Origin of the sequence: Ilumatobacter sp., assembly GCF_049588435.1 — a bacterium.
Lineage (GTDB): Bacteria > Actinomycetota > Acidimicrobiia > Acidimicrobiales > Ilumatobacteraceae > Ilumatobacter_A.
Genome location: NZ_JBAVYV010000381.1, coordinates 1 through 1,583 on the forward strand (window position 1 = coordinate 1; position 1,583 = coordinate 1,583).

A 1,583-nucleotide genomic window follows, 5' to 3' on the forward strand; every position below is an offset into this window, starting at 1 on the left:
CGCGTCAGGTGGGGCGGGTGACGTGGGCTTCGACGATGTACTCGTCGATCCACTGGCGGAGCTTCTCGAACGCATAGATCCCGGTCGAGTGGCCGTCGTTCCAGTCGAGGTTGAGCCCCCACGCACCCGCCATCGTCGCCTCGGTGATGCGGACCTCGTCGGGGTTCGTCTCGGCCATGATCGAGACCGACGTCCCCTTCTGGCGGCGCGAGTTGCACTCGGCGCACGGGCACGCGAGACGAAGCGGGGCGAGATCGAACGTCGCGGTGACACCGTCGGCGAACTCGATGAAGACGTGCTTCGATCGATCGACTTCGATCGACTCGATGTCATGTGCCCGCATGGCGCGCAGGGTACCCCCGGGTGCGCTCGAGACGGGGGAATCGGATCACGCCCGTCGTACGTGGTTCTAGGGTGGGTTCGTGGCCTACCTCGTCGCGCAACTCTCCGACACCCACGTCGGTGGCCCGAGTGCGGGGAGCGGCGAGCGTCTCTCGATGGCGATCGACACGATCAACGCGATGACCCGGCAGCCCGACCGGGTGCTCCTGACCGGCGACCTGACCCACGACGGAAACGCCGAGCAGTGGAACGAGTTCCGGCATCGGCTCGCGACACTCGACGCTCCGTGGACCGCGATCGCCGGAAATCACGACGGGGCGCTCACTGACCTGGCGGGTCATCGGACCATCGACGACGGCCCGATCCGATTCGTTCTCGTCGATTCCGGAGCGGGTGAGTTCGACATCGACGACGCCCGGTGGCTCGACCAGGAACTCGCGGGCCATCGCGACGACCGAATCGTCGTCGCGATCCATCACCCACCGTTCGAGACGGGAATCTGGTGGATGGATTGCGCCGGGCTGTCGGGCGCCGGAAGGTTCGAAGAGATCGTGCGCCGACATCCCCAGGTGATCCAGGTGCTCTCGGGACACGTCCACCACGCGATCGCCACGCGGTGGGGTACGTGTTCGTTGTGGGTGTCGCCATCGACGTCGGTGTCGATCGCCGTCGATCTCGACCCTCGGCATGCGCCCGCCGAGACAGCCGAGCCACCGTCGTTCAGCCTGCACGCCTACACCGATCGTGGCGTCGTCTCCCACGTCGTCCCCGTTGGAGCAAGCGCCCAGCGGCACCTCATCGAGGCGAGCGACTTCCTCGACGAACTGCACCGAGTCCAGGCCGATCGGCCGACTCTGTTCGACTGACCCGACAGTGGCCGAACGTATCACTGGGTCTGACCCCAGTTGATACGGGATGGCTGCTCAGACGTCGCAGCGGAGAGGCAGCGACGTGAGGGATCGCATCGATCGGGAGATGATCGGCCCGGCCTGGCCCGGATCGGCGAACTCGACTCCGGGCAGTTCCTCGAGCAATCGCTCCGATCCGCGCACGGCCTCTCGGCGAGCGAGCTGGTATCCGAGACAGAAGTGCTTCCCGAGCCCGAAACCGAGGTGCATGGTGCCCTCCGGAACCGCACCGGTGCGGCGTTCGAGACCGAGATGGAGGTCGCCCCGGGTCGGATCGAAGCGGTCCGGGTCGGCGAAGGTGTCCGGATCGCGGTGTGCGGCGCCGATCAGGCC

The 1,583-nt window shown here is 66.8% G+C and carries 3 protein-coding genes; 1 reads left to right on the forward strand and 2 read right to left on the reverse strand.

The features are described from left to right. Nucleotides 1-4 precede the first annotated feature (4 nt). On the reverse strand, nt 5-343 hold the full coding sequence (locus WBV89_RS14730) for a DUF971 domain-containing protein (RefSeq protein WP_423982110.1): 339 nt from the start codon (nt 341-343) through the stop codon (nt 5-7). A gap of 79 nt (nt 344-422) precedes the next feature. Here WBV89_RS14730 and WBV89_RS14735 point away from each other — a divergent pair, with 79 nt between their 5' ends. Then, nucleotides 423-1,208 carry a metallophosphoesterase gene (locus WBV89_RS14735; RefSeq protein WP_423982111.1) on the forward strand — a complete coding sequence of 262 codons (786 nt, stop codon included), beginning with the start codon at nt 423-425 and terminating at the stop codon, nt 1,206-1,208. 57 nt (nt 1,209-1,265) lie between these two features. On the opposite strand, the gene WBV89_RS14740 is transcribed toward WBV89_RS14735, so the two are convergent. Then, nucleotides 1,266-1,583, reverse strand: a 318-nt coding sequence (locus WBV89_RS14740) for a cytochrome P450 (protein ID WP_423982112.1), incomplete at its 5' end; no start/stop codon positions are given.